Annotated in this window: 25 protein-coding genes and 1 tRNA gene; 13 read left to right on the top strand and 13 right to left on the bottom strand. The window is 64.0% G+C overall.

What is annotated here, in order from left to right; translation table 11 throughout:
* Positions 1-83: 83 nt before the first annotated feature.
* Positions 84-1,826, bottom strand: coding sequence for a chloride channel protein (locus NKJ72_RS16585; protein ID WP_502901852.1), 1,743 nt, complete (start codon positions 1,824-1,826; stop codon positions 84-86).
* Between the two features lie 333 nt (positions 1,827-2,159).
* Here NKJ72_RS16585 and NKJ72_RS16580 point away from each other — a divergent pair, with 333 nt between their 5' ends.
* On the top strand, positions 2,160-2,444 hold the full coding sequence (locus NKJ72_RS16580) for an SCP2 sterol-binding domain-containing protein (protein ID WP_352478267.1): 285 nt from the start codon (positions 2,160-2,162) through the stop codon (positions 2,442-2,444).
* A 60-nt stretch (positions 2,445-2,504) separates the two neighbouring features.
* On the opposite strand, the gene NKJ72_RS16575 is transcribed toward NKJ72_RS16580, so the two are convergent.
* Together NKJ72_RS16575 and odc2 are read right to left on the bottom strand one after the other, a co-directional pair.
* Positions 2,505-3,068 (bottom strand): GNAT family N-acetyltransferase, encoded by a 564-nt coding sequence (locus NKJ72_RS16575; protein WP_352478428.1) that lies wholly within the window; start codon positions 3,066-3,068, stop codon positions 2,505-2,507.
* 264 nt (positions 3,069-3,332) lie between these two features.
* Entirely contained in the window at positions 3,333-4,466 is a 1,134-nt protein-coding gene (odc2, locus tag NKJ72_RS16570; RefSeq protein ID WP_352478266.1) for an ornithine/lysine decarboxylase, read from the bottom strand.
* 563 nt (positions 4,467-5,029) lie between these two features.
* Here odc2 and NKJ72_RS16565 point away from each other — a divergent pair.
* The 4 genes from NKJ72_RS16565 (at position 5,030) to NKJ72_RS16550 (ending at position 9,036) form a co-directional block, all read left to right on the top strand.
* Entirely contained in the window at positions 5,030-6,229 is a 1,200-nt protein-coding gene (locus tag NKJ72_RS16565) for an amidase (RefSeq protein ID WP_352478265.1), read from the top strand.
* A 1-nt stretch (position 6,230) separates the two neighbouring features.
* Positions 6,231-7,130 (top strand): LysR family transcriptional regulator, encoded by a 900-nt coding sequence (locus NKJ72_RS16560; protein ID WP_352478264.1) that lies wholly within the window; start codon positions 6,231-6,233, stop codon positions 7,128-7,130.
* Between the two features lie 86 nt (positions 7,131-7,216).
* Positions 7,217-7,885 (top strand): DUF1007 family protein, encoded by a 669-nt coding sequence (locus NKJ72_RS16555; RefSeq protein WP_352478263.1) that lies wholly within the window; start codon positions 7,217-7,219, stop codon positions 7,883-7,885.
* Positions 7,882-9,036 carry a nickel/cobalt transporter gene (locus NKJ72_RS16550; RefSeq protein ID WP_352478427.1) on the top strand — a complete coding sequence of 385 codons (1,155 nt, stop codon included), beginning with the start codon at positions 7,882-7,884 and terminating at the stop codon, positions 9,034-9,036. The genes NKJ72_RS16555 and NKJ72_RS16550 overlap by 4 nt, the downstream gene beginning before the upstream one ends.
* A 25-nt stretch (positions 9,037-9,061) precedes the next feature.
* On the opposite strand, the gene denD is transcribed toward NKJ72_RS16550, so the two are convergent.
* The 4 genes from denD to NKJ72_RS16530 all read right to left on the bottom strand — a co-directional run bounded on the left by denD (position 9,062) and on the right by NKJ72_RS16530 (position 12,095).
* Positions 9,062-10,039, bottom strand: a complete 978-nt coding sequence (gene denD, locus NKJ72_RS16545) for a D-erythronate dehydrogenase (protein ID WP_352478262.1) — start codon at positions 10,037-10,039, stop codon at positions 9,062-9,064.
* 1 nt (position 10,040) lies between these two features.
* Positions 10,041-10,247, bottom strand: a complete 207-nt coding sequence (locus NKJ72_RS16540; protein WP_352478261.1) for a hypothetical protein — start codon at positions 10,245-10,247, stop codon at positions 10,041-10,043.
* Between the two features lie 62 nt (positions 10,248-10,309).
* Complete coding sequence (locus tag NKJ72_RS16535; protein WP_352478260.1) at positions 10,310-11,293, bottom strand: cation diffusion facilitator family transporter; 984 nt, start codon at positions 11,291-11,293, stop codon at positions 10,310-10,312.
* Positions 11,294-11,408: 115 nt separating this feature from the next.
* Positions 11,409-12,095: a GNAT family N-acetyltransferase gene (locus NKJ72_RS16530; protein ID WP_352478258.1), complete on the bottom strand. Its 687-nt coding sequence runs from the start codon at positions 12,093-12,095 to the stop codon at positions 11,409-11,411.
* 82 nt (positions 12,096-12,177) lie between these two features.
* Here NKJ72_RS16530 and NKJ72_RS16525 point away from each other — a divergent pair, with 82 nt between their 5' ends.
* Both NKJ72_RS16525 and NKJ72_RS16520 read left to right on the top strand, forming a co-directional pair.
* Entirely contained in the window at positions 12,178-13,362 is a 1,185-nt protein-coding gene (locus tag NKJ72_RS16525) for a pyridoxal phosphate-dependent aminotransferase (protein WP_352478256.1), read from the top strand.
* Between the two features lie 22 nt (positions 13,363-13,384).
* Positions 13,385-13,765, top strand: a complete 381-nt coding sequence (locus NKJ72_RS16520; protein WP_254816974.1) for a YciI family protein — start codon at positions 13,385-13,387, stop codon at positions 13,763-13,765.
* A 23-nt stretch (positions 13,766-13,788) separates the two neighbouring features.
* Here NKJ72_RS16520 and NKJ72_RS16515 read toward each other — a convergent pair whose 3' ends face one another.
* Positions 13,789-14,544, bottom strand: coding sequence for an SDR family oxidoreductase (locus NKJ72_RS16515; RefSeq protein WP_352478254.1), 756 nt, complete (start codon positions 14,542-14,544; stop codon positions 13,789-13,791).
* Between the two features lie 222 nt (positions 14,545-14,766).
* Entirely contained in the window at positions 14,767-15,513 is a 747-nt protein-coding gene (locus NKJ72_RS16510) for a tellurite resistance TerB family protein (RefSeq protein WP_352478252.1), read from the bottom strand.
* Positions 15,514-15,789: 276 nt separating this feature from the next.
* Here NKJ72_RS16510 and NKJ72_RS16505 point away from each other — a divergent pair, with 276 nt between their 5' ends.
* Positions 15,790-16,149, top strand: coding sequence for a YybH family protein (locus NKJ72_RS16505; RefSeq protein WP_352478251.1), 360 nt, complete (start codon positions 15,790-15,792; stop codon positions 16,147-16,149).
* A 21-nt stretch (positions 16,150-16,170) separates the two neighbouring features.
* Here NKJ72_RS16505 and trhO read toward each other — a convergent pair whose 3' ends face one another.
* On the bottom strand, positions 16,171-17,088 hold the full coding sequence (trhO, locus tag NKJ72_RS16500) for an oxygen-dependent tRNA uridine(34) hydroxylase TrhO (protein WP_502901851.1): 918 nt from the start codon (positions 17,086-17,088) through the stop codon (positions 16,171-16,173).
* Between the two features lie 170 nt (positions 17,089-17,258).
* On the opposite strand from trhO, the gene NKJ72_RS16495 reads away from it, so the two are divergent.
* Positions 17,259-17,897 (top strand): 2-dehydro-3-deoxy-phosphogluconate aldolase, encoded by a 639-nt coding sequence (locus tag NKJ72_RS16495; protein ID WP_352469543.1) that lies wholly within the window; start codon positions 17,259-17,261, stop codon positions 17,895-17,897.
* Between the two features lie 51 nt (positions 17,898-17,948).
* Here NKJ72_RS16495 and NKJ72_RS16490 read toward each other — a convergent pair.
* From NKJ72_RS16490 to NKJ72_RS16480, 3 genes are all read right to left on the bottom strand, one after another.
* Positions 17,949-18,022: transfer RNA gene (locus NKJ72_RS16490), tRNA-Gln, on the bottom strand.
* Positions 18,023-18,105: 83 nt separating this feature from the next.
* On the bottom strand, positions 18,106-19,950 hold the full coding sequence (gene mepK, locus NKJ72_RS16485) for a peptidoglycan L,D-endopeptidase MepK (RefSeq protein WP_352478247.1): 1,845 nt from the start codon (positions 19,948-19,950) through the stop codon (positions 18,106-18,108).
* Positions 19,951-20,309: 359 nt separating this feature from the next.
* A complete protein-coding gene (locus NKJ72_RS16480) occupies positions 20,310-21,872 on the bottom strand; it encodes a sigma-54-dependent transcriptional regulator (protein WP_352478245.1) in 1,563 nt (520 codons plus the stop codon).
* Between the two features lie 152 nt (positions 21,873-22,024).
* On the opposite strand from NKJ72_RS16480, the gene NKJ72_RS16475 reads away from it, so the two are divergent.
* From NKJ72_RS16475 to NKJ72_RS16460, 4 genes are all read left to right on the top strand, one after another.
* The gene (locus tag NKJ72_RS16475) at positions 22,025-23,860 is read left to right on the top strand and encodes a M3 family oligoendopeptidase (RefSeq protein WP_352478243.1); all 1,836 of its coding nucleotides are present in this window, start codon (positions 22,025-22,027) and stop codon (positions 23,858-23,860) included.
* Positions 23,861-24,248: 388 nt separating this feature from the next.
* Positions 24,249-25,055 carry a helix-hairpin-helix domain-containing protein gene (locus tag NKJ72_RS16470; protein WP_352478241.1) on the top strand — a complete coding sequence of 269 codons (807 nt, stop codon included), beginning with the start codon at positions 24,249-24,251 and terminating at the stop codon, positions 25,053-25,055.
* Positions 25,056-25,211: 156 nt separating this feature from the next.
* Positions 25,212-26,357 (top strand): aminodeoxychorismate synthase component I, encoded by a 1,146-nt coding sequence (locus tag NKJ72_RS16465; RefSeq protein WP_352478239.1) that lies wholly within the window; start codon positions 25,212-25,214, stop codon positions 26,355-26,357.
* Complete coding sequence (locus NKJ72_RS16460) at positions 26,306-26,968, top strand: aminotransferase class IV family protein (RefSeq protein WP_352478238.1); 663 nt, start codon at positions 26,306-26,308, stop codon at positions 26,966-26,968. Before NKJ72_RS16465 ends, NKJ72_RS16460 begins: the two co-directional genes overlap by 52 nt.
* Positions 26,969-26,972 lie beyond the last annotated feature (4 nt).

The following is a 26,972-nucleotide window of genomic DNA, read 5'->3' as shown; positions in this document are numbered from 1 at the left end:
CGTTGATGCCGCCTCTTGCATGGGGATAACCGGGACAACCGTCTCACTACCATTGATGACCAAGACGTAGCCGATTACGTGCGCTAGCCCTCGCCCGACAGATCGCGCCGCGCCTTGTCGAGTTCTTCGGCATAGCGGCGCATCAGATGGCCTTCGGTCAGCAGCCCGACCACCTTGCGATCGGTGAAATCCTCGACCACCGCCAACTCCTCGGCACCGGCGCGCTGAAAAGTCTCGGCCGCCGATTGCACGTTCATGCTCGGCACCAGCACCGCGTCCTTGAACTTGACGAAAGACAGCACGGGCCTCTCGTCGTCCGACAAATGGCTGTGCAGTTCGGCGACGATCAGCACGCCGACATAATGCAGGTCGGCGTCGACGGCGATGACGCGCTGCGAGGCACCGAGCGGCACCTGCTTGCGGAATTCCGCAAGCGTCGTCGAGGCGTCGATGGTGCGGACATCCTTTCGCATCATCGAGCCGACAGTCAGGCTGCGCATCCAGCCGACATCATGCGCGCTGCGGATGGTTTCGCCGCGCAGGTGAAAACGCCATGTCGAGAAGGAATAGCCGAAAGTTTCGCGCACCAGGATCGCCGCCATCAGCGAGGACGCCAGCACCACGCCGGTCAGCGTCAGGTCACGGGTCGATTCCAGCGCCAGGAAGGTCATCGTCAACGGGCCGCCGACGACGCCTACGGCGAGCGAGGTCATGCCGACGACGGCGGCGACGGCCGGGTCGATGCCGGTCGCCGGCGAGACGAATGCCATAGCGCCGGCAAACATCTTGCCGAGCAGCGCGCCGAGGAACAGCGAGGCAAAGAACAGGCCGCCACGGAAGCCGGAGCCGAGCGAGATCGCCGACGCCGCCAGCTTCAGCACGAAGACGCTGGCCACCACGGCCAGCCCGTAATTCATCGCGAATTCGCGGTGCAGCGCGCCATGGCCGCTGGACAGGACCTGTGGCGTGACCAGGCCCATCAGCCCGACCATGACGCCGCCGATAGCTGGGCGCAGCGAGGCGTCGATCGACAGCCGCGCAAAGACGCGCTCGATCATGCTCACCAGATGCATGATGGCGATGGAAGCGCCGCCGCCCAGAAGCCCGAGCAGCATGAACGGCAAATACTGGCTGACGGTGAGCGCCGGCAGGCCGGCGAGCTCCAGCGGAAACGGCACGCCGCCGAACACCTCGGCGGTCAGCGAGGCTGAGATCGCGGCGGCCATCACCGGCGCGACATTGGCGACCGAGTAGATGCCGATGACCAGCTCGAACCCGTAGAAGGCGCCGGTCAGCGGCGCGTCGAAAGCGGCGGCGATCGCGCCGGCGGCACCGCAGCCGACCAGGATGCGAACATCGTTGCGGCGCAGCCTGAAGAAGCGCGCCAGCCGCGACGCCAGGCCCGAACCCACCTGCGTATAGCCGGCCTCGAGCCCGACCGAAGCGCCGAAGCCGCTCGAGATCATCGTCTGCCCGGCGATGATGAAGGTGTCGGTCAGCGACATGCGGCCGCCGTAAAGTGCATTGGCTTCGATCGGATCGACCGGCGTGCGGAACTTCCGCTTTCTCAGCCAGATCACCGTCAGCCCGAGCAGGATGCCGCCGATCGCCGGTATCAGCGCCTGCTCCGGCCTTTGCAGCGAAAACATCGCCGAAAGCCGACCGCCGGGCTGAACGCCGAACATGAGCCGATGCAGGACCTGCACCAGTCCGCTCATGCCGGTGACCAGCGCACCCGCCATCATCCCGACCAGGGCCGCCAGAATGACCACGGCAATGCCGCGTGCCTCAAGCAGCGGGATAGATCTGATCAGCACCGCGCGCAACCGGCGGGCATAGACTTGCGGTTCGTTTCTGGGCGGTTCTTTTCTGGAAAGCACCGGGCGGCTCGCCGATATACAAGGGGGAGTGGTGCCTGATACGCCCGGCGGCATCGCATGGCAACATGCCGGCCGCCAAGGTGTCATGCCCGCGTGATGCTGCGGCGATAAAGCCCATCTTCATCTCGGGGAGCCGCGTTGACGTAAACGTCAACCCGAAGCTATATGCGCCGGCGACCGTGATCGCGAAATGCGCAAGACGGCGACTTCGGCCAGATCGAAGAGTCCCGGGTCGAAGTGCCAACGTGCGACAAACGCAATGAGACGAGGAGAACCGCCATGGGCGTTCAGGAAATTGCCGACAAGATCAGCGCGCGCGTGGCGAGCGCCGGGTTCGACCGTTCCGTGAAATTCGACACCGGCAGCGACGGCGTCATCGTCATCGACGGCGCCGATGTCTCGACCACCGATGCGCCGGCCGATTGCACGATAAAGCTGTCGCTCGACGATTTGGACTCGCTGATCTCAGGCGATCTCAACCCGACCATGGCCTTCATGTCCGGCAAGATAAAGGTCGAAGGCGACATGAGCGTCGCCATGGCGCTCAGCCAGCTGATCGGCTGATCCACTCCGGTCCGGGATGAAAACAAGCCGCCGTGCAATGGGCGGCTTGTTTCTGATCCGTCACGCAGCGAGCGGCAGCCGCTGTGCCTTCAGCTTGCGCCCGGCCGCGTTCAGCGTGCCTTGCGCGCCGTCGAGCGCGCCGACAACCAGTTCCCGCGCCAGCAGGCGGTGCCGCTCGTAAGGCCCCGGCATGGCCAGCGAGCCGGTCTTTTCGGCCGAGAACCCGAAGCGCTCGTAGTAGGGCGCGTCGCCGACCAACAGGATCGCCGCATGGCCAAGGCGCTCGGCCTCAGTGACGGCATGGCGCATCAGCGCCGAGCCGATGCCGGCATTTTTCAGCGCCGGATCGACCGCAAGCGGACCGAGCAGCAGCGCTGCCTTGCCGCCCTCGCCCAGCACCACGTCCCACAGCCGCACGGTGCCGGCAACAGTGCCCGACGCGTCGCGCGCGACAAAGGCCAGGCCCTCCGACGGCCGGCGGCCGCGCCGCAGCTTTTCCGACGACTTCTTCCGGCGCTTCGGCCCCATGGCGCGATCGAGCAAAGCCTCGCGCGATGCAATATCTGCCGCAGTTTCGGCGACGATCGCAAAAGCGCCGGTTATCTCCCCCCTTGAGGGGGAGATGTCGCCGCAGGCGACAGAGGGGGTCGGCCCGTCCTGACGCGACACCCTATCGTGGACGAAGAACGTCGGCGCTTCACGCGCGGCGACCCCCTCTGGCCGCTTCGCGGCCATCTCCCCCTCAAGGGGGGAGATTCCCGCGGCGCCTTCAACAACGAAATCTACAATGTCCATTTCCGCGATCCTTCACGAGCGGAGATCTGTTCCACAGGCGAACCCGGGCGGGCGACAGGCGCCCACCTCGGGGTGATCTGAGGGCCGAAGCCTTCAGATCACGTAGGATCGGAGAGGCTCGAAGCCGTTGAAGGCGACCGAGGCGTAGGTCGTGGTGTAAGCGCCGGTGCCCTCGATCAGCACCTCGTCGCCGATGGTCAGCGACAAGGGCAGCGGATACGGCGTCTTTTCATACATCACGTCGGCCGAATCGCAGGTCGGGCCGGCGAGCACGCAAGGCGCGGTCTCGCTGCCGTCATGCGCGGTGACGATCGGATAGCGGATCGCCTCGTCCATCGTCTCGGCGAGACCGCCGAACTTGCCGATGTCGAGGAACACCCAGCGCACATTGTCGTTGTCGGCCTTCTTCGAGATCAGCACGACCTCCGATTTGATCACTCCGGCATTGCCGACCATACCGCGGCCCGGCTCGATGATCGTCTCGGGGATGGCGTTGCCGAAATGCTTCCTGAGCGCCGAGAAGATCGCCTGGCCATAGGCCTGCGCCACCGGCACATCCCTGAGATAGCGGGTCGGGAAGCCGCCGCCCATATTGACCATCTTCAGCACGATGCCTTCGTCGGCCAGCGTCGCGAATACCTTCTTGGCGTCGGCGAGCGCGCGGTCCCAGGCGGTCAGGTCGGTCTGCTGCGAGCCGACATGGAACGACACGCCATGGGCGTCGAGGCCGAGCGCCTTGGCATGGCGCAGCACGTCGACCGCCATCGCCGGCACACAGCCGAACTTGCGCGACAGCGGCCATTCGGCGCCCTCACCGTCGGTCAGGACGCGGCAGAACACACGGGCGCCGGGAGCAGCGCGTGCGATCTTCTCGACTTCCTCGACGCAGTCCACCGCAAACAGCCGGATGCCGAGCTGGTAGGCGCGCTGGATGTCGCGCTCCTTCTTGATGGTGTTGCCGAAGGAGATGCGGTCCGCCGGCGCACCGGCGTCCATCGCCATCTCGACTTCGGCAACGGAAGCGGTGTCGAAGGACGAGCCCATCGCAGCAAGCAGGCGCAGGATTTCCGGCGCCGGATTTGCTTTCACCGCATAGTAGACCTTGGAATCGGGAAGCGCCTTCTCAAAGGCGCGGAAATTGTCGCGCACGACATCGAGGTCGACGACGAGGCACGGGCCGTTCGGACGTCGGGTGGCGAGAAAGTCAAGGATGCGCTGGGTAGCCATCAGGTCTCTCCATCAGCGCCTTTCGGCGCGCACAAAGGCTTGCGGACGCGGGCTCTCGGCCCCGCGAACACGCGGTGGACAAAGGCGGGACGTCAATTCCATGGAACCAGCCGGTGGAGACCCCGGAACCATGAAGCGCCGTCTCGCGGCGGTGAACCTTGGCCTTGCCCGGCCTCGGTTCGCTTTGTCTGCCTTGGCTTGGATGGGAGACCCGTCCGCACTGCCGGCAATGAAGGTGTGCCTCTTCAGTAACCCCGGTCTTTGGACGACCGGCAGAACACCAGAAAGGCCCGCACCGTCGTTGCTTCAAGGTGTCCTCGGTTGGCGGTTGGCCGCTAAACCGACTGGAGGGGTTGGCTCCAGTTACCTTACCGATTGCCCTCACCATTCGAGGATCGGCGGACACCCACAGGCACGTGCGACTTTGGGCAAGCGCGATATAAGATCGAAAGATTTCACAATCAATAAAAATCGTATGGCAGGTTGTAAAATTTGTGGCATCGAACAATGCTGCGGCAACCAGAAGAAAAATGCTGCGGCAAGCACATCCGGATATCGAACGCATGACAGGCACTCGCGGCCCGCTGAACGCTTTTCTCGACCTTGATCCAATCCCTGTAGCCAATGCGCAATCCGGCCCGCTTGCCGGCTTGCGGCTGGCCGTCAAGGACATCTTCGATGTCGCCGGCTACCGCACCGGCTGCGGCAATCCGCAGAAATACCGGGACGCTTCACCGGCGATGGCGACCGCGCCGGCCGTCCAGGCGCTGCTTGATTCGGGTGCGCGTTTCGTCGGCAAGACGCAGACCGACGAACTCGCATTTTCCCTGCTGGGGTTGAACGCGCATTTCCCGTCGCCGGTCAACCCGGCAGCACCCGACCGCGTCACCGGCGGCTCGTCCTCCGGTTCTGCCGCGGCAGTCGCCGGCAGGCTGGCCGACATCGCCACCGGATCGGACACCGGCGGCTCGATCCGTGCGCCGGCAAGCTTCTGCGGCCTGATCGGCCTGAGGACGACGCATGGCCGCATCTCGCTCGACGGCGCCATGCCGCTGGCGCCTTCGCTGGACACGTTCGGCTGGTTCGCAAGCGACATCGTCATCTACGAAAAGGTCGGCACGCTGCTGCTCGGCGACGATCCGCATCGCCACGAACTGAGGCGCCCCATCGCTCTCGATGCACTGGACGGCCTCGTGCTCGGCACGCTGGAGGCCGCGGAATATCGCTCGATGATCCGCAGTGTCGCGTCCGTGCTGGGCGCTCCGCGCACCGTCGGCCCGCTGTCGCATTCCACCGACGATCTCTATTGGTGCTTCCGCAAACTGCAAGGCTATGAAGCCTGGCAAAGTCACGGCGCCTGGATCGCCGGCGGCGACCGCATGCTCGGACCCGGGGTCAAGGAGCGTTTCGAGCACGGCGCGACCATCGACGCGGCAACCGCACAGCGTGAAACGGAACGTCGCGTTTCGTTTCGCCTCGAGGTTGCCGGCCTGCTTGGCGATGACGGCGTTCTTGTGCTGCCGACCGCTCCGGGTGCCGCGCCTCTCAAGGCCGCGTCATTCGACGATTTGCAGGCCTATCGCGAGCGCGCGCTGAGATTGCTGTGTCTTTCCGGCCTGTCCGGCTTTCCGCAGATCACGCTGCCGCTCGGCAAGGTCGACGGGGCGCCGTTCGGGCTTTCGCTGCTCGGTCCGAAGAACAGCGACCGGCAGTTGATTGCGCTGGCCGCCCGCATCCTTTCAGCTTACCAGGGAGGCGCATGACATGGATACGCTGACCCGCATGCGCGCCTTCATCGACGTGGTCGAGGCCGAAGGCTTTTCGGCGGCGGCGCGCAAGATCGGCCGCTCGAAGGCGCTGCTGTCAAAATATGTGCGCGAACTGGAGGACGAACTCGGCGCGCTGCTGCTCAATCGGACCACCAGGCAATTCTCGCTGACCGAGGCGGGCCACACCTATTACCGGCGCGCCTCGGAGATCGTGCGCGAGGTCGACAGCCTTGCCGATGCGGTGCGCGAATCCTCCGGCGACGTGCGCGGCAGGATCAAGCTGTCGGCGCCGCGCACTTTCGCCGACGCGCCGATCGGCCAGTCGCTGATCGACTTCGCCAAGCAGCATCCCGATATCGTACTCGACGTTCAACTCGACGACCGTTTCGTCGATCTGGTCGAGGAGGGCTTCGATCTGGCGGTGCGCATTTCGCGGCTGGAAAATTCCTCGTTGATCGCCAGGCGCCTGGCGCCGTTTTCGGTGCGGCTTTGCGCGTCTCCCGAGCTGATCGCCAAGCACGGCATGCCGGTCAGGCCGCAGGATCTGGCCCGTGTGCCCTGCATTATCGACACCAATGGCCGCTGGCTGACCAACTGGCCTTTCAAGGGCGACAGCGGCGATACGGTGAGCGTTTCGGTCTCCGGCCCGATGGAGGTCAACAGCCCGATGACGGCAAGGGCGGCGGCCGTGGCGGGCTTGGGGTTTTCCATCCTGCCGGATTTCATCGCCGCGCCCGACATCGAAAACGGCAAGCTGGTGACTGCGCTGGATGACCGCATCCTGCCTGGCGGCGGCATTTTCGCCGTCTATCCGCACCGGCGCTATCTGCCTGCGAAAGTTCGCGTTTTCGTCGACTTCCTGGTGCAGTGGTTCAAGGCGCTGGACAACGCATGAGCTTTCAGCCGCCTTGCGGTCCCATTTTCGCCCCCTTTCTGGTAACTGTCGGCAATTCACCGAAGCCGATTGAATCGCGACCGAGAATGCACCTGAAACAGCAAGCCACCATGCTGGCTTCGGCCTTGACCGCGACGTTTGCCGCCGTCGGACCGGCTGAGGTGCATCCCCACGTCTTCGCCGAAGCCCGCCTCGAAGTGGTCCTGGGCCCGGATCACCAAACTGTGAAGGCATTGCGCCATGTCTGGCGGTTCGACGATTTGTTTTCGAGCACGGTGATGATGGAGTTCGACAAGAATTCCGACCTGAAGCTCGACGACAAGGAGCTGAAGGATGTTGCCGACACCGTCCATGCCTCGCTTGCCGAATTCAACTACTTCCAGCTCGTCACCGTCGACGGCAAGGACGTGGCAATGACCCCGCCGCCGCATCTGATGGCCAATTTCGATAATGACCAGCTGATCATCCTGTTTGAATCCGAACCGAAGGTGCCGATCAAACTTAGCGGCAAGATCGATATCGGCGTCTACGATCCGACCTTCTACACCGCGATCGATTTCACCGAGGATGCCAATCTGCAGGTCGATGGCTTGCCGCCGGCCTGCACCAGCAAGGTTGTCCGCCCCAACCCGGACGAGGCGATCGCCGAGAACCAGAAGACCCTGACCGAGGCCTTCTTCAACGATCCGACAGGCACCGACATGAGCAAGATCTTTGCCACCAAGCTTGAACTGACCTGTCAGCCGGAAGGATAGATCCAGTGGCGAAACCGTCCCTGCGTTTGGCATTCGGTCTTCTGGCCGCCACCTTGGTGATGACGCACTTTCTCGGCTCGGCCCACGCCCAGAGTTCGCTGGGCATCGGCACCAATGACGGCATGGCTCCAACCGCCACCGGCCCGTTCGCGCACATCCTGATGTGGATCAATCTGCGCCAGCAGGAATTCTATCATGCGCTTGCCGGCGCGATGAAGGCGATGCGCCAGGATGGCAGCAAGCTGTGGCTGCTCATCGGCCTGTCCTTTGCCTATGGCATTTTCCACGCCGCCGGCCCCGGTCACGGCAAGGCGGTGATCTCGTCCTACATGGTGGCCAATGAGGTGGCGCTCAAGCGCGGCATCATGCTGTCCTTCGTCTCGGCCCTGCTGCAGGCGCTGACCGCGATCGTGGTGATGCTGCTCGCCTATTTCGTGTTGCGCGGCACCGCTGTCTCGATGACCGACGCCGCATGGTTCCTCGAAATCATGAGCTATGTCTTCGTCACCCTGTTCGGCGCCTGGCTGCTGTGGCGCAAGGCCGGCCCGGCCATCCTTCGCCTGTTCGGCGCAAGCCCTGGCTACAGCCTCTCGGCTGCCCATGCCGGCCATTCACATGCCAGCCACTCACATTCCGCGCACGCCCATGCGGCACATTCCCACGCGCTTCATGCGCATGACGATCACGACCATGCGCATGACCATCATGACCACGGCGCACACGGCCACGCCCATGCTGCGCACGATCACCACAGCCATGCGGCTGGCGAGGTCTGCGAGACCTGCGGCCACTCGCATGCGCCCGACCCGGCGCTGCTTTCGGGCGATCGCTTCGATTGGCGCACGGCCTGGTCGGCTGTCGCTGCCGTCGGCATCCGCCCCTGCTCCGGCGCGCTGATCGTGCTGAGCTTCGCCTTGCTGAACGGGCTATGGTTCGGCGGCATCCTGTCGGTGCTGGCCATGGCCCTCGGCACCGCAATCACCGTCTCGGCCCTGGCAACGCTTGCGGTGACCGCCAAGAACTGGGCGGTGTATTTCGCCGGCGACGGCCGCATGGGCAACCGCATCCATTCCTTCGTCGAGATCGGCGGCGCCGCCTTCGTCTTCCTGTTCGGCCTGCTGCTGCTCTCGGCCAGCCTGACCGGCGCCTGACCTCGTTGCGTCCGATCGGAGCGCTTTAACTAGGGATATTGCCGCCCAACTCGTCCTCGATATGGACGCGTATGATCTCGTCGAAGCTCGTCTCGGCGGCAAAGCCAAGGTCCCTCGAGCGCTGCGCCTCGAAGCGTGTCGGCCAGCCCTTGACGATAGCCCAGATCGTCTCGTCGGGCTCCTCGCGGATCAGTTTCACCGCCTTGGCGCCGGCGACACGCTCCAGCGCTTCGATCTGCTCGCCGACGCTGACGGCGACGCCCGGCATCGTCAGGTTGCGGCGCGGTCCGACGGCGGCACCGTCGATCTGAGCCGCATGGATCAGGAAATTCACCGCCGAACGCGGGCTGGCGTGTGTGTGGACGACGGAGCGCGGCACCGGCAGGATCGCTTCATGGCCGCTCAGCGGTTCGCGGATGATTCCGGAGAAGAAGCCCGAGGCCGCCTTGTTCGGCTTTCCCGGCCTGACGCAGATGGTCGGCAGCCTGATGCCGATGCCGTCGAAGAAACCGCGCCGCGTATAGTCTGCAAGCAGCGCCTCGCCGATCAGCTTCTGCGTGCCGTAGGAGGTCAGCGGCGTTGGGTGGAACTCGTCCGGAATGACATCGGGAAACGGTGCGCCGAACACGGCGATCGACGAGGTGAAGACAACACGCGGCGCAAACTCCGCCAGCCTTATGGCATCGAACAGCGCCCTTGTGCCGTCGAGATTGACGCGGTAGCCGAGATCGAAATTGGCCTCCGCCTCGCCCGACACCACGCCGGCGAGATGAAAGATCACGTCGGGGCGCAGCGCGACCAGATTTGTGGTCGCTTCCGGTGCGGCAAGGTCGCCGGTGTGGAGGGTAATGCCGACACCTTCGAGCACCGGCGCTTGCGGCGGCACGATATCGTGAAGATCGAGCGCGGCGATCCTGCGGCCGCCGAGCGCCCCGTCCTTGGCCAACCTGGCGATGAGTTTGCGGCCGACCATGCCTGCCGCGCCGGTAATCAGAATGCGCATGTCACTTTCCCTTTTTGCGCTGGCTGCGGCTACGCAGCCAGAACACGACGAAGATTGCCACCATGAAGATCGCCGCGACGACGCCGGCAAGAACCGTCGAGATCTTGCCGACCGCCAGCATCACTGTTGGAAGATAATAGGCTGCGATGCCGAACAGCAGCAAAACCCAGCCGGCGCCGATCGCCGCATTGCGAGTGTCGCGGTCCATCACGCGGCGCCAGGGCGGCGAGAGTTCATGTCGATCGTTGCCAATGCCCAGAACTCCCGAAGTCAGTGATAATGGCCGCGGTGCGCTGCCGTGTCATGCGCATGCTCGTGCTCGTCATCATGCTCATGTCTGTCTGCACATTGACCGAATTCCGGTTCGACCGTGGCATGGGCTATGCCATGTTCCGCCGCAAGCCGCTTCTTGATCGCGCTTACCGCCATATGCGCGTCGACGCCGTCGTTGAGGCAGGCATGCAACGTCGCCATGTTGCTGGAGCCGTCGAGCGACCAGACATGCATGTGATGCACCTCGCGCACGCCCTTGATCGAGCCTTCGATGTCCCTCGCGATCAGGTCGCGGTCGAGGCTTGCAGGCACGCCTTCGAGCAGGACGTGGGCAGCCTCGCGCATCAGCGACCAGGCCGTGGACAGGATCAGCAGCGAGACCAGGATCGACAGGATCGGATCGATGGGTGTCCAGCCCGTCGCCAGGATCACCAGCGCCGCGACCATCGCCGCCGCCGAGCCAAGCAGATCGCCGAGCACGTGCAGGATGGCGCCGCGCATATTCAGGCTGCCGCGGTCGCCGCCGTGCAGCACGTAGAACGAGCCGAGATTGACCAGCAGGCCGGCGATCGCGACGACCAGCATCGGCCCGCCGAGCACCGGAACCGGCGCTTGCAAGCGGCCCCAAGCCTCGTAGACGATCCACAGCGCAATGGCGAAGATGGCGATGCCGTTGGTGTAGGCGACCAGCGTCTTGACCCGGCCGAAGCCATAGGTGAGGCGCACGGTGGCCGGCCGGCTTGCAAGATGAAAGGCATACCAGGCAAGGCCGAGCACGACGCAATCGGCAAGCATATGGCCGGCATCCGCCAGCAGCGCCAATGAGCCGGTGAAGATGGCGCCCAGCGTCTCCGCAACCATGAAGCCGGCGGTCAAGCAAGCAGCGATCAGCACGCGCTTCTTGTCGGTCGAGCCGTGCACATGACCTGCGCCATGGCTGTGGTCGTGGCCCTGCGCAGCATGGTCGTGGGTATGCGCCATCTATGAGCTCCTGCTAGAGCCTGATCCATCCCGGCAGACTCGGAACGGAGGCTCTGTCTTCATGTTTGACCATGATCTTATCCGAAAACCGGCGTTCACTTTTCGGGGATCATGGTCAGGCGCCGAACTCAGCGCGAAAATCCTCGAGCCGCCGCTTCTGCTGGCCATCGCTGTCGAAATTAGCCGGATCGAGCCATGCCTCATAGGCTCTGCGCAATGCCGGCCACTCCTTGTCGATGATCGAGTACCACGCGGTATCGCGGTTTTCGCCCTTGACCACAAGATGCTGGCGGAAAATGCCCTCGAACTTGAAGCCGAAACGTTCCGCCGCGCGCTTCGACGGCTCGTTGCGGTTGTTGCATTTCCATTCGTAGCGGCGATAGCCAAGCTCATCGAAGATGTATTTCATGAATAGGAACTGCGCTTCCGTCGCCGCCGGCTTACGCGAGATCAGCGGACCCCAATAGATGTTGCCGATCTCGATCACGCCATAGGCGGCGTCGATGCGCATCAGCGTCTGGCGTCCGGCAATTTTTCCGCTGGCCTTGTCGATCACGGTGAAGAACAGCGGGTCCTCGCTGGCTTCGGCCTTGTCCAGCCAAGGCTGGAAGGCGGCACGGGTCTGCGGTGGGTAGTCGGGCAGCCAGGCGAAGCGATCGCCGGCATCGGCCACCGACGAGGCCTCGAACAGGCCGTCGCCGTGCTTTTCGGCGTTGAGCGGCTCCAGCCTGACGGTGCGGCCCTCCAGCACCTTGCGTTCGGGCCGCGGGCGCGGTTGCCAATTCTTGAGATTTTCCGACACGCGAAGCTCCGATCCGTTGACTTTTTCGGGCGGACGCTCACAAAAACGCACGCTCGCTGAAAGAACCACACGGACGGGAAAAATGCTCCACACGATTTCGGCCTTCGACCGCCTCGGCGAGGAAAATGCATTCGCGGTGCTCGCGCGGGCGACATTATTGGCCCATCAAGGCCGCGACATCGTCAATCTCGGCATCGGCCAGCCCGACTTCAAGACGCCGCAGCATATCGTCGAGGCGGCGATCAAGGCGCTGCGCGACGGCCATCACGGCTATACGCCGGCCAACGGCCTGCTGGCGACGCGCGAAGCGGTGGTACGCCGCACACTGGCCACCACCGGCGTCGAAGTCTCGCCGGAAGCGGTGATGATCCTGCCCGGCGGCAAGCCGACAATGTTCGCGGCGATCCTGATGTTCGGCGAGCCGGGCGCCGAAATTCTCTATCCTGATCCCGGCTTTCCGATCTACCGCTCGATGATCGAGTTCACTGGCGCTGCCCCCATCCCGGTGCCGATGCGCGAGGAGAACGGCTTTGCCTTTTCGGCTGCGGAGACACTGGCGCTGATCACCCCGAAGACCAGGCTGTTGATCCTCAACTCGCCTGCCAACCCGACCGGCGGCGTCACCCCCCGAGCCGAGATCGAGAAGCTGGTCAGGGGCCTGGAAGCACACCCGGACGTCGCCATCCTCTCCGACGAGATCTACGACGTGATGACCTATGACGGCGAGACGCACTGTTCGCTGCTCACCTTCCCCGAAATCCGTAATCGGCTGATCGTCCTCAACGGCTGGTCGAAGACCTGGGCGATGACCGGCTGGCGCATGGGCTGGTCGATCTGGCCGAACGGCGACAAGGGCGCGCATCTCTATGACAAGGTGCGCAAGCTGGCGGTCAATTGCTGGTCCTGCGTCAACGCGCCGAGCCAGTATGCCGGCATAGCCGCCATTGACGGCCCGCAGGACGACGTCGACAAGATGATGCGCGCCTTCGACCGCCGCAGGAAGGTCGTGGTTGAGGGGTTGAATGCCTTGCCGGGCGTTTCATGCATCACGCCGAAAGGCGCCTTCTATGCCTTCCCTAATGTTTCCAAGACCGGCTGGAAGGCCAAGAAGCTCGCCTCGGCGCTGCTCGAGGATGCCGGCGTGGCGCTGATCGGCGGCCCCGATTTCGGCATTCTCGGCGAAGGCTATGTCAGGCTGTCCTACGCGAATTCCGAAGAGAACATCCTGCGCGCGCTGGAGCGGATCGAGGCGTTCCTGGCGAAGTGAGGACGACGAAAGGAGACGCCAGATGTTCTATGCCATTCTTGCCTATCACGAGGAAGAAGCGATCACGGCGCTGACGCCTGAGCAGGATGCGGCGCTGATGACCGATCTTCTCCAGATCAACGATCGGCTCTACCGTCAAGGCACCCTTGGGCCTGCGGCCCGGCTCGGCGCGACACAAGACGCCTGCACCTTGCGCGGGCCAGGCACCGGAATGGTTATCGACGGCCCCTTCGCCGAGACCAAGGAACAATTGCTGGGGCTCTATGTCGTCGACTGCGCCAACCGTGACGCCGCTATCGATATTGCGCGCGACCTTCGCCGCGTCAATCCGACCGCCGTCTACGAAATCCGCCCGATTTCGCTATATTTACCCGGCGTGCCGCTTCCGGTCACCCGGCCCTGATTTAGGACCGGGTTGAGACTGATTTAGCCTCGCCCGACAAATGGCATCTTCGTCGCCATCACGGTCATGAACAGCACGTTGGCGTCGAGCGGCAGGCTGGCCATATGGAGGACCGCATCGGCGACGCGCTCGACATCCATCACCGCTTCGGCGGCAATGGTGCCGTTGGCTTGCGGCACGCCGACCGTCATCGCTTGCGCCATGTCGGTCAGCGCGTTGCCGATGTCGATCTGACCGCAAGCAATGTCGAAGGGCCTGCCGTCCAGCGCCAGCGTCTTGGTCAGCCCGGTGATGGCGTGCTTGGTCGCCGTATAGGGCACCGAGCCCGGCCGTGGCGCATAGGCCGATACCGAGCCGTTGTTGATGATGCGGCCGCCCATCGGCTGCTGCCTGCGCATGGCGCCGAACGCGGCGCGAGCACACAGGAACGAGCCGGTGAGATTGACCCCGACGATGTCGTTCCACACTTCGACCGGGATGTCGTCGATCAATGTCGATTTGTAGCTCGTGCCGGCATTGTTGAAGAGCAGGTCGACGCGCCCGAAAGCCGCAGCCACCGTCTCGAACAGATCGTCGACCTGATCGGCCTTGCTGATGTCGCAGGCAAAGGCCAATGCCTTGGCCTGCGTCGGCCCGGCCGCGGCGATCGCATCCTCCAGCACCGGCTTGCGACGACCGCAGAAGACCGTATTCCAGCCGGCCTTGAGCAGCGCTGTGGCGACGCTCTTGCCGATGCCCGTGCCGGCGCCGGTGACGATGGCGGTTTTATAGTCGGTCATGGCTGTACTCCCTGAAAGGAATGAGGCATCGCAAATGGCGGGAACCATGGCAAGCCGGCCCAAAGCCTGTGCTCACAAAAAGGGCGGCCGTTGGCGACCGCCCCTGATCCGAACCGGGCACGGGAGGAGGAAAGCCGATCCGACTGCCTGAAATCATGCGCTTCCGCGGTTAACGAGAAGCTAACGCCAACGGCGCCGAGTTCCCAGGCTTCCTCTTTCGAGCTACCAGCGCGAGCCTGCGACCGGCTTGGCTGTGCTGCCCGCTGCCGGCACCTTCGCCGCCGTCACCGTCGCCTCGACATGGTCGACCAGTGCATCCGGCAGGCCGAGACGGCCGGCAAGCAGGTCGAGATAGCCGCGTTCGGCCCGCGTGTCCGGATCGATGGCAAGACGCGAGGCGGTGTAGAGTTCCAGCTTTTGCGCATCGGTCTTGCCCCCTGCGATCAGCACATCCAGATCGAGCGGCGCCTCCAGTTCCGACATCAGGAATTTCTCCGCTTCGGCGCCGACGCCGGCGAGGCTGAGCTTGCCGGCGATCTTCTGCCGCTCTTCGTCATCGACGTGACCGTCAGCCTTCGCCGCCGAGATCATCGCCCTGACCAGCGTCAGCGTGAATTCGTCTTCGCCCTGCGGCGCTTGCGACGGATGGAAGGCGGTATCGGCCGGCGGCGGCAGCAATTCCGGTTCGCCTGCAGCTTGCGTCTCGGCCGGCGCGTTGCCGTTCTTGTAGTTCTGGTAGGCCTTGTAGGCGAGGCCACCGATCGCAGCCAACCCACCAAGCTTCACCGCCGCACCGGTGACCTGACGGCCTGGGCCGGTTCCGAGCAGCACCGCGGCCAGCGCACCGGCTGCAAGCGGATTGTCCTTGGCCATCTGCACCGCCTGCCCGGCCTTGTCGCGGACGGTCGATCCGGTGCCAGGAATTTGCGAGCCGAGCAGATCGTCGAGGAGCTTCTTGGGATCGAACATCTATGCCTCCAGAATTGGCCCGGCCGAAGGTGCGCGGGCAGGTTTGGACGTCGAAGACCTAGGTCCCGCAGTTTGACATTACAATGACGGGTGCATCCTTTTGCCCGTCGCCACGCATGACCTCGCACCGACATCTGCTGGGATTTCACGCGGAACTCAAAGTGCTGCAGCCTCCTTCCGTGCTCAAAAAACAGGCGGCGCTTTGGACATTGGACGTGTCGAAACCGCCCTCGACTTCGACTAATGTCGCGGCATGTCGCTTGAGAGGAGCCTGGCATGACCGATGAGACTGACCGCGAACCGGCACGCGACCCCCAGGAACTGGAGCGCCTGCTGATTTCACGGCAATGGATCGGAGACATTGACGGCATGGCCGCGCTTTTTGAGCCGCATGCAGTCATCGACAGCGGTGGCGGACAGCTGACGTTCGGCCGCGAAGCCATCCGGGCGCTGTTCGCGGAGATCACCGCAACCGGCCGAAAATTTCAATCCGGAGATCAGCGTCCGGCTGTCATCAATGGCGACCTGGCGCTCACCTCGACCCGGCTTCCCGACGGCACGATCACCACCGAGGTGGCGCGCCGGCAGAACGACGGGACATGGCTGTGGGTCATCGATCGCTTCTCTGTTGCTTGACGTGAAGTTGCTTCACGTGAGCTAACTTCCGATGTGGCGGTAGCCGCGTGCTTGCGCCAGCTCGACCTGGCGCTGGCGCTCGGCGTAACGGGCGCGATCTTCGTCCGAGCGGGCATCGAAGCAATGCGGGCATGAAACGCCGGTAGCATATCTCGGCGACAGCCGGTCTTCTGCGGCTAGCGGATGCCGACAGGCGCGGCAGAGTTCGGCCTCGCCTTCGACCAGCCCGTGCGATACCGAAACGCGCTCGTCGAAGACGAAGCATTCGCCTTGCCAGAGGCTCTGTTCGGCGGGCACGTCCTCGAGATATTTCAGAATGCCGCCCTTGAGGTGGAACACATGCTCCAAACCGAGCGACTTCACATAGGCCGTCGCCTTCTCGCAGCGTATGCCGCCGGTGCAGAACATGGCGACCTTGCGCCCGTCGAGCTCGTGCCGATGCTGCTCGACCCAGGCCGGGAATTCGCGGAAGCTGTTGGTGGCGGGATCGACAGCGCCCTTGAAGGTGCCGAGCGACACCTCGTAGGCGTTGCGCGTGTCGATGACGATGGTACCCGTATCCGAGATCAGTGCATTCCAGTCGGCCGGCGCGACATAGGTTCCTGCAGCTGCCGGATCGATATTGTCCACGCCCATGGTGACGATCTCGCGCTTCAACCGCACCTTCATGCGGTGGAACGGCATCGTTGCGGCGCTGCTGAATTTGATCTCGAGGCCGGCGAGACCGTCGATGCATTCGAGATGATCGATGAGCGCGGCGATTGCCGTTTCACTGCCGGCGACCGTGCCGTTGATGCCCTCACGCGCCAACAGCAGCGTGCCTTTGATGCCGCGCGCGCAGCAGAAGGCAGCAAGCGGCGCGCGCAGCGCCTCGAAGGTGTCGAGCCGGGCGAAGCGGTAAAGCGCGGCAACGCGGAAGGCTTGGCTGGGCAGTGTCATCGCCAAGCCACTAAACGCTCACGGCAGCCGGATCAAGGCAGAGCCGGGAGCGGTCTGACCGCGGGTGCGTTTCGAACATCACGCGTGACATCGCGACACGCCGCGTTTCGTGGACAGAAAAACCGCCTTCTGCTAACCGGTCGACTTGATCAACATAGGAGAGACGACGAATGCCCAGCACGACCGAAAAGCTCCTGTCGCTCCTCAACGGCCAGCCGGTCATACCGGTGCTGAAGATCGCCAATCCCGCCGACGCGGTGCCGCTGGCCCGGGCGCTCGCCCGCGGCGGCCTGCCGGCGATCGAGATTACGCTGCGCACCGCCGACGCGCTGGAGGCGATCCGCCGGGTGGCGGGCGAGGTCGAAGACGCCGTCGTCGGCGCCGGCACCATCCTGGACGCCCGCCAGTTCGGCGAGGCGGCGGCCGCCGGTTCGAAATTCATCGTCAGCCCCGGCATCACCCGCGAGCTTCTCGCGGCAGCCAAGGACAGCGATGTGCCGTTGCTGCCCGGCGCCATCACGCCGGGAGAGGTCATGGCCGCGCGCGAAGCCGGCCTGCGCTTTCTGAAATTCTTCCCGGCCGAACAGTCGGGCGGCATTGCCTCGCTCAAGGCTTTCGCCTCGCCGCTTGCCGACGTGAAATTCTGCCCGACCGGCGGTATCACCGGCAAGAACGCCGCCGACTATCTCAGCCTGCCCAACGTCATCTGCGTCGGCGGTTCCTGGGTGGCGCCGGACGATCTGGTCAAGGCCGGCAAATGGGACGAGATCGAAGCCTTGGCACGCGCGGCAAGCAAGCTCGGGCGCTAGCATCATCTGCATCAAAAGTCGCCGCCGATCTGGCCGACCTGGTTCGCCGGCTGGTTCCCGCTCATGGGCTCGAACCACGATTCACGCCTTCAAAGGGCGCTGTCCTACCATTAGACGAAGCGGGAGAATGCTGACCGCTGGTTAGCATCCCGGGATGAAGGAATCCAGTGCCGGTGTGGAGGCAGCCGCGCGAGGTGCCGAGCGCGGCCTACTCGGTCTTGAAGCGTGCCACCGACATGAACTTGACGGCCTTGCCGGTGAACCGGTTGGCGTCGGCCATCTCGTTGCCCGGCTGGAAGCCTACCGTATAGACCTCGCTCGGCGCCGTACGGACGAAGTCGTAGGCGTAGCGCGGCGCCGTTGTCGCATCTGAAACGGTTGCTACATACTCACCGCTGTGCAGCGCCCAACGGGCGGCCTGCGGCGCGGCGGCGACCACCACCGGCTTGGGGCCGGGTTTCAGGTCGCGGGCGGTTGCCCTGGGTTCCTTGCGTGTGGTCTTCACGCCTGCACCGATGACGGCAGCCGGATCGGAGCCGGCCGGGCGGGCAACGATGGCCTCGCGTGGCGATGCCCCGTCGTTCGATGCCCGGTCGTCGCTAGCCGGTTCCTCGAACACCGATGCTTGCTCGGAAAGCGACGCGACCTTGTATTCGTCGGTCGCGCTGACCCTTTCCAGAACGGCCTTGACCTCGTCGGGCTGGGAAGTGTCGGGCCGCGCCGACGGCAATACCGAGAATGCGTCGGTGGCGGTGTTGCTCCGCTCTGTCGCACTCGCCAGCGCCAGCAACACTTGCTTGTCCTGCGGCGCAAGACCCGCCGGTGACAGGTCGGCCGGCAGCGAATGATCGGGCCGCCAGCTCGGCACGGGAATGTTGTTTGCCGCGACCTGCACCGGGCCGGCCGCAGCAGACGCGTCTGCCATGCCGAACGGAACATTTGCCGGCGCCACGCTTGCCGGCGTTTGCGCGGTCGCCACCGCCTGTTCAGTCGATCCAGCCGCATCCGCCACGCCGAACGGAACGTTTTCAGGCGGCTGAGCGCCGACGTCGGTCTTCGGACGCGGAGCAAAATCCGGCAGCGGAATGCTGCGCGCCGGCAATGCCGCGATGATCGTCTCCGGCGTGTCGTTCTCCGGTTCAGGCGCCGGAGCATCGGCGACTTCCGGAATCTCGGCGCGCTTGGCATCCTGAGGCGCCACGATGGCAATACCAGGCAGGTTGCTGCTCTTGGCGGACGGCGCCGGCTTCACGTTACGGGGCCTTGGTGCCGGCTCGGCCATCGCCACATCGGCGCTGTCGTCCGCCTCGTCCTCGCCACCGCCGAACAAGGCTGCCAGGAACCCGTGGGATTTTTTGCCGCCGCTTGCGCTGGCCAGCTCAATGGCCGGCGCGCCGGCGCCCTTGCGGGCTTTGTAGGAGGCGAGCGCCTGTTGATAACCAGGCAGCGGCTTGCCGTCGCTCGGCACATGCAGCGTCTTGCCGTTGGGGAACACGCGCGCCAGTTCCTGGCGGCTGATGCCGGGCCAGTGGCGCACATTGCCGACATCCATATGCACGAAGGGCGAGCCGGAGCTGGGATAGTAGCCGACGCCGCCGCCCTGCATCCTGAGGCCGATATCACGCAGCTTCTTCAATGGGACACCGGGAATGTAGAAATCCATCGCCCTGCCGAGCATGTGCTGGCTCTTCTCGGCGACGCCCCTGCTGCGGCTGCGCAGCATCGAATTCGTGGCCGGCGAACGATAGCCGCAGACGACCTGGATGTAATCGGTGGCGCCGCTCTCCCGGTACGCTTCCCAGACCAGGTCCAGCAGACGCGGATCCATCTTGGTCGGCTCGTTGCGACGCCAGTCGCGCAGGATGATGTTGATCTTTCGCAAGCCCGCCTGGTCGTAGCGGCCGTTGCGCTTGTAGACGATCTCCGCCTTTTCATGCGTGTGGAGATGATAGAGCTTCAGCGAACGTGTCTCGGCGCTGGCGCCGGTTGCCGCCGCTGCAAGGAACCCGACGGCAACAATCACCGCTGCCAGCCATCTCGGCCAGACGCTCATATGATAATGCCGCCCGTTTTCGTGTCGTTCGATTCTGTTCAAATCAAAAGGCCTTGCAGGCTGCCGTTTTGTCCCCGGATTTGACCAAACGGATGCGTGGTGTGTGCATCCGAATATCGATCCTAATGGTTAATCATCGCTTATTGAAGCCGAAATGCGGTAACACGGTGGCGATATCCCGCCAAAAATATTGCGCCGGATATCTTGGTAAACCGCTGGTTTAGATCATGTTTTGTCGCCAGCTCGAAACACGATCTGTTACCGTCCGCCTTAATACGTGAACACTGTGGCGAACACATCATTTCGAGGCGCAGTTGCGTGGAATGATGTCCGGATGCGAACCGGCTTGGCCCTGTGACTCAGGAAGCGAGCCGTTCGACGCGGCCGGTTTCCGGGTCGATGCCGTATTCCTTGAGCTTGCGGTAGAGCGTCGACCGACCGATGCCGAGGCGGCGGGCGACTTCGCTCATCTGGCCGTTGTAGTGATCGATGGCGAGCTTGATCATTTCGAGTTCGACGTCGGCCAGCGCACGCACATTGCCGCGCTCGTCGAGCGCCCGCAGCGTGCCGAAACGAGGCTTGGCCGGTGCATCGGCGTCGGCGGATGCGATGCCGCCAGCGGCCGATATGTTGTCGCGCGCCTGGCTGCCCGAAGCCAACCCGGAAACTGGCCACCCTGAAGCTGGCCCCACTGAATTGGGCAAGGCGATACCCGAATCGAGATTGACGGTGCCCTCGACCTGCGCCCGGATCTGCGGGAATTCTTCTTCGGTCAGCATGTCGCCGTCGGCGAGCACCGAGGCCCGGAAGACGGCGTTTTCGAGCTGCCTTATGTTGCCCGGCCAGTCATAGGCCTGCAGCATGGTAAGCGCCGCAGCCGAGATGCCTCGCAGGCGGTGGCGCGGATCGGCGGGCGCCACCTTCTCCATGAAATGCTCCACCAGATAGGGGATGTCGTCGCGACGGTCGCGCAATGGCGGCACGAAGATTGGATAGACGTTCAGCCGATAGAATAGGTCCTCGCGGAACTTGCCGTCCTTGACCTGCTGCAGCAGGTTGCGATGGGTTGCCGAGATCAGCCTGATGTCGACCCTGACGGTCGAGCGCCCGCCAACCGGATCGACCTCGCCGTCCTGTACCGCGCGCAACAGCTTGACCTGCACGTCGAGCGGCAGGTCGCCGATTTCGTCAAGGAACAGCGTGCCGGTGTGCGCTTCGACGAACTTGCCGGTATGTTTTTCGGTGGCGCCGGTGAACGAACCCTTCTCGTGCCCGAATAGAATCGATTCGACCAGATTGTCGGGGATGGCGCCGCAATTGACGGTGACGAAGGGTTTCGAGCGGCGGTCGCCGCTGCCCTGGATGGCGCGCGCCACCAGTTCCTTGCCGACGCCGGATTCACCTTCGATCAGGATCGGAATGTTGGACGCCGCCGCCTTGCGGCCGAGCCGAATCACCCGATCCATCGCCGGACTGTGGGTGATCATGTCCTTGAACGTCAGATGGCCGCCGCGCTGTCGGGACGAGCGCTTCACTTCGCCTTCGAGCGCTTCGACCTTGAGGGCGTTGCCGATCGACGCCTGCAGCCTGTCGGGGGAGGCCGGCTTGACGACGAAGTCGAAGGCGCCGTGACGCATTGCCGAAACGACGGTTTCGATGCCGCCCTGCGCGGTCTGCACGATGACGGGGATGTGGATACCGCGCTCGCGCATCGCCTTCAGCACGCCGATGCCGTCGAGCCCGGGCATCATCAGGTCGAGGATGACCACCGACACGTCGCGCGCATTGGGTCCGTCGACGACATCGAGACCGGCCTCGCCGCCATCGGCGACGATCGCGGTGTGGCCGAATTTCGTCACCGCCGCCTCGAGCAGCCGGCGCTGCACGGGATCGTCATCGACTATGAGTATGGAAGCTGCCATGACTGATCCGACCGTGCCCGCCCGAGAATGCGCCCTATGGATCATCTTGGCACAGGGTTCTAAATAAGCTTTCAAAAAACCCGGTGAACGAATTCCTTAGGATTTGACCGGCTTCTCGTTTCCTCGAATTTTTGTGTCTGGAAGGATCGGCAATGCGCATGGTTTTTGCTCGAAAGCTGGCGGCGGCGCCCGGTCAGGGCGTGGCGGAGCTTGGCGATCTGCCGGAATGGAATCTGGCCGATCTCTATTCGGGCATGGAAGCGCCCGAGTTGAAGCGCGACATCGCCAAGGCCGCCGCCGATGCCGTCGCCTTCGAGAGTCGTTGGAAAGGCACGCTCGCCGCCGAGGCCGGGCGTGGCAGCGCCGGCAGGCTTGGCGAGGCGCTTCAGGCCTATGAAGCGCTGGAGGAGCTGATCGGCCGCATCGTCTCCTATGCCGGGCTTGTCTATGCCGGCAACACGTCGGATCCGCAGCGCGCCAAGCTCTACGGCGACATCCAGGAAAAGATGACCGATGCCAGCGCCCACCTGCTGTTTTTCGCGCTCGAGCTGAACCTCATCGACGATGGCGCGATCGAAAACGCACTCGCCGCCGATCCGGCCTTCGCCCACTACCGGCCCTGGGTGCTCGATCTGCGCAAGGACAAGCCCTATCAGCTCGAAGACCGCATCGAGCAGCTCTTCCATGAAAAATCGATCACCGGGCGCGGCGCCTGGAACCGCCTGTTCGACGAGACGATGACCGATTTGCGCTTCGACGTCGACGGCGAGGAGCTGACGCTGGAGCCGGCGCTCAATCGCCTGCAGGACGCAGACAGCGAGGTGCGCCGCCGGGCGTCCGAGGCGCTGGCCACGACCTTCCGCAAGAATTTGCGCGTCTTTACGCTGGTCACCAACACGCTGGCCAAGGACAAGGAGATTTCTGACCGCTGGCGCGGCTTCGAGGATATTGCCGATTCCCGCCATCTCGCCAACCGCGTCGAACGCAGCGTGGTGGATGCACTCGCCGCCGCGGTTCGCGACGCCTATCCGCGCCTGTCGCATCGCTATTATGCGATGAAGGCGCGCTGGCTCGGCATGGAGGTGATGAACCACTGGGACCGCAATGCGCCCCTGCCGGAGACCCCGCAGGCGGTCATCGGCTGGGACGAGGCCAAGAACACCGTGCTTTCCGCCTACCAGCGCTTTTCGCCCGACATGGCGGAGATCGCCAGAACTTTCTTCGACCGCAACTGGATCGATGCACCGGTGAGACCCGGCAAGTCGCCTGGCGCCTTCGCGCATCCGACCGTGCCTTCGGCGCATCCCTATGTGCTGCTCAACTACATGGGCAAGCCGCGCGACGTGATGACGCTGGCGCACGAGCTCGGCCACGGCGTGCACCAGGTGCTGGCCGGCGGCCAGGGCGCCTTGATGGCGTCGACGCCGCTGACGCTGGCCGAAACGGCATCGGTGTTCGGCGAGATGCTGACCTTCCGCTCGCTGCTCGAGCAGACCACCGACAAGCGCGAACGCAAGGCCATGCTCGCGCAGAAGGTCGAGGACATGATCAACACCGTCGTGCGCCAGATCGCCTTCTACGAGTTCGAGCGCAAGGTGCATGCCGAGCGCAAGAGCGGCGAATTGACCTCCGACAAGCTCGGCCAGTTCTGGCTGGAAGTGCAGGCGGAAAGCCTCGGGCCGGCGATCAAGCTGCGCGACGGGTACGAGGTTTTCTGGACCTATATTCCGCATTTCATCCACTCGCCTTTCTACGTCTATGCCTATGCATTCGGCGATTGCCTGGTGAACTCGCTCTACGCGGTCTACCAGAACGCCGAGCGCGGCTTTCAGGAGAAATATTTTGCCATGCTGCGCGCCGGCGGCACCAAGCATCATTCCGAGCTTCTGGCGCCGTTCGGCCTCGACGCGGCCGACCCTGCCTTCTGGCAAATCGGGCTTGGCGTGATCAGCGGACTGATCGACGAGCTGGAAGCACTCGACAATTGATGCGCAACACTGGTGATGCGCAACACCGGATGACGGTTTTCCAGAACAGTTTAGCTGCAATGCATATTGGCGATGGTTCTATTCTTGTCTTGGTTATTTGTTCTTAAATAACTTTCCATGGAAGTTTTCCGTTAGATTCCCGTAAGCTGTATGATAGCGTCCGCCCTCAAGCTCAGCCGGGCACGAATGGGCCTGGTCGGAAAGTCCCGACCGGTCATGGCGTGTCGGCGGATGCGACAATGGCTGTTGGCCAGGGGCAAACCGGTCGCCGACAGCTCGATCGAAGCCGGCTGTTCTGCAAATTGCGGAACCACCATCGAATGGTCCTTCGCCGAGGTCATGGCTCTACAGGCCAGGGCGGACGGATGGGACTGGAGAGAGAAAGACAATGGGCACTTTTTTCTACATGCTCCTGGCGTTCCTGGTAGGTGTGTTGGTTGGCTGGTTCATTTGGGGACGCCTGCGTGGCGAGCTCGACAGTTTGCGCGGCGATCTAGACCGCACGCGCAGCGAACGCGACAGATTGCGGGCCGATAGCGACCGTCTGACCGGCGAGTTGGATGCATGCGGCCGCGCCCGCGCCGATCTCGAACGCCGGCTGGGCGAGGCGAAAACCACCCAGGCGCCAACCGCGAAGGCGGCAACAGCCAAGGCGCCAGCCGTCAAGACCGGCACGACCAAGGCCGCGATGCAGGCGCCTTCAACGCTGATGTCGACATCCGCACCAGCCAAACCGGCGCCGAAGAAATCTGCAACGGCCAGGGCTGCGACCGCGCCACGCGCAAGTGCCGCGAAAACAGCAACGCCGAAACCGCCTGCATCGAAAGCGAGTGCGCCCAGGACCGCGCCGGCGGCAAGCAAGGCTGCGCCGGCTGCAAGCAAGGCCGCACCAGCTGCAAAGAAAGCCGCGACCGGCAAGGCAACAGCCACGGCCCCAGGCAAAGCCAACGATCTGCGTCGCCTGATCGGCATCGGCCCGACCAACGAGCGGCTGCTCAAAGGGCTTGGCGTCACGACCTATGCCCAGATCGCCGCCTGGACGCCCGACGATGTCAAGCGGATCGAGGCGACGCTGAATTTCGACGGCCGCATCGAACGTGAACGCTGGATCGAGCAGGCGAAACTGCTTGCCGCCGGTGACGAGAAGGAATTCGCGCGCCGCTTCCCGACCGCGGGGGAAGCCAGCAACACCTGATCCATCGCAAGGTGGCCTTTTGGAACAAGGCGGCGCCCATTGGCGCCGCATTTGTTTTTGCCCCGCGCCTTTGCGTCTTGAGACGCCGCTCCCTCGATTGCAGACGGTCGAGCCCCCATATAGATCGATCGCTGGTGACCGCAGCATTCGAGCCTTATGCCCCTGCCCTTTGCAATTTTCCGGAACGACGAGACCGCGCGTCAGCTCGTTTTCGACCGGCCGGCCGAGATAATCGCAGCGCATGGCGAGGCGGACTTTTTGCCGGCCCTGGAAGCCGCGCAGGCAGCACATGACGGCGGCAAATGGCTGGCCGGCTATTTCTCCTACGAGGCCGGTTACCTGCTCGAACCCAAGCTCGTTCCGCTGCTGCCGGCCGGCCGCCGCGCCCCGCTTTTCTGCCTCGGCGTGTTCGACGCGCCAGTCGAAGAGACGGTCGCGCCAGGCGATCTGCTGGTTAGCAACGGCCCAATCTTTGACGCCAAGGCAGCCTGGTCTTCGGACGACTACGCCAAACGCTTTGCCAGGCTGCATGACCATATCCGCAAGGGCGACTGCTATCAGGGCAATCTGACCTTTCCGGTCCACGCACAATGGTCGGGCGATCCACTGGTCGCCTTCAACGCGCTAACCGAACGCCAGCCGGTGAAGTATGGGGCGCTGGTCGCGCTCGGCGATCCGATCGTCTTGTCGCGTTCGCCCGAACTGTTCTTCGAGGTGGACGTGGAAGGCATGATCGAGACGCATCCGATGAAGGGCACCGCGCCGCGCGGCGCAACAAAAGCCGAGGATGATCGCCTGAAAGCATTCTTGCGCAACGACGAGAAGAACCAGGCCGAGAACCGGATGATTGTCGATCTCCTGCGCAACGACATCTCACTGATCAGCGAGGTTGGCACGCTCGACGTGCCGGAGCTTTTCCGCATCGAGAGCTACCCGACCGTCCACCAGATGGTGAGCCGCGTGCGGGCGAAACTCTTGCCCGGCCTCACCATCCGGCAGATTTTCGCCGCGCTGTTCCCCTGCGGCTCGATTACCGGCGCACCGAAGATCCGCGCCATGGAGATCCTGCGCGAGCTGGAAGGTGGCCCGCGCGATGTCTATTGCGGCGCCATAGGCTGGATCGCGCCCGGCGGCCGGATGCGCTTTTCGGTGGCGATCCGCACCATCTCGCTCTTTGCCAATGGCGAGGCGGTCTACAATGTCGGCGGTGGCGTCGTCTTCGATTCGACAGCCGAAGAGGAGTATCAGGAGTGTCTGCTGAAAGCCCGTTTCGCGACGGGAACACTGCCGATTTCGAACTGATCGAAACAATGCGCTGGGAACCCGGCTCGGGTTTCCTCCGTTTCGACCGCCATCTCGCGCGGCTTTACGGCTCGGCAAACGAACTCGGCTTCGCCTGCGATCCGCAACGGGTCGGCGAAGCGCTGATGAATGCGGTCGGCCGCCAGCATATCGCGTTGCGCACCCGCCTCGTCCTGTCGCGCAATGGCGAAGTCGCGGTTTCGGTGCAGCCCTACGAGCCGCTCGCCGCAGACAAGGTCTGGACCCTGCAGCTGGCACGGGTGCGGCTTGATTCGAGCGACACGCTGCTGCGTCACAAGACCAGCCGCCGACAAACCTATACGCGCGCCCGCGCCGAATATCTGGCCGGCCGGGCCGACGAGGTGCTGCTCGCCAATGAGCGCGGCGAAATCTGCGAGGGCACGATCACCAACGTCTTTGCCGATTTCGGCGACGGCGTGCTGGCCACGCCGCGGCTCGATTGCGGCCTGCTGCCTGGCGTCCTGCGCGGCGAACTGCTGGATCAAGGCCGCGCCGGTGAAGCGGTCTACACGTGGAACGAACTGAAATCGGCCAAGGCGCTGTTCGTCGGCAACTCGCTGCGCGGATTGATCCCGGCGCGGCTGGGCTGAAGCA

Origin of the sequence: Mesorhizobium sp. M0045, from assembly GCF_040323385.1 — a bacterium.
Lineage (GTDB): Bacteria > Pseudomonadota > Alphaproteobacteria > Rhizobiales > Rhizobiaceae > Mesorhizobium.
The sequence above is the reverse complement of the archived record's forward strand: the minus strand, read 5'-3'. Positions and strand labels throughout refer to the sequence as shown.